The organism is Nocardioides pelophilus, from assembly GCF_014180685.1.
GTDB classification, from domain to species: Bacteria; Actinomycetota; Actinomycetes; order Propionibacteriales; family Nocardioidaceae; genus Nocardioides; species Nocardioides pelophilus.
This window is the reverse complement of sequence record NZ_JACEHF010000197.1, coordinates 1-664: the sequence shown is the minus strand read 5'-3', so window position 1 is coordinate 664 and position 664 is coordinate 1. Positions and strand designations below refer to the sequence as shown.

General features: G+C 75.5%; 1 protein-coding gene. It reads left to right on the top strand.

Going from position 1 to position 664, the window contains the following annotated elements; genetic code table 11:
• A partial coding sequence (locus tag H0488_RS20695) for an SGNH/GDSL hydrolase family protein (protein WP_246372600.1) occupies positions 1-664 on the top strand: 664 nt, incomplete at both ends.

The window sequence follows — 664 nt, the reverse complement described above, 5'->3', positions numbered from 1 at the left end:
GCGGTGCCGCCCGGCCCGCGGGCCGCCGGGTCTACCTCAAGGACTTCGCCGTCGTCGGCGCCCGGTCCTCGGACCTGAAGGCCCAGGTCGACCGGGCGCTCCTGATCGAGCCGGAGGTCGCGGTCATCCTGATCGGGGGCAACGACGTCACCCACACCGTGCTCCCCCGGCAGTCGGTGCGCTACCTCTCCGAGGCGGTCGGCCGGCTGACCGCGGCCGGCGCGAAGGTCGTGGTCGGCACCTGCCCCGACCTCGGCACGATCCAGCCGATCGCCCCACCCCTGCGCCAGGTCGCCCGGATCTGGTCCCGCCAGCTCGCTGCCGCCCAGACCATCGCGACCGTCGAGACCGGCGGTCGGAGCGTCTCGCTCGGCGACGTCCTCGGGCCGGACTTCGCAGCCGCGCCCACGGTGCTGTTCGGACCCGACCAGTTCCATCCCTCCGCCGAGGGCTACCGCGCGCTCGCCAACGTGCTGCTCCCGTCGGTGCTCGCGGCGCTCGACGCCGCGCCGGAGGAGGAGACCGACCTCGAGAGCTACCGCGGCGAGGGCGTGCTGCCGATCTCCCGCGCGGCGTTCCGCGCGGTCAACCAGCCCGGCACCGAGCTCGACGGCACCGACGCCGGCCGGCTGGCCGGCGTCCGCGGACGGTTCGTCGAGCTCCG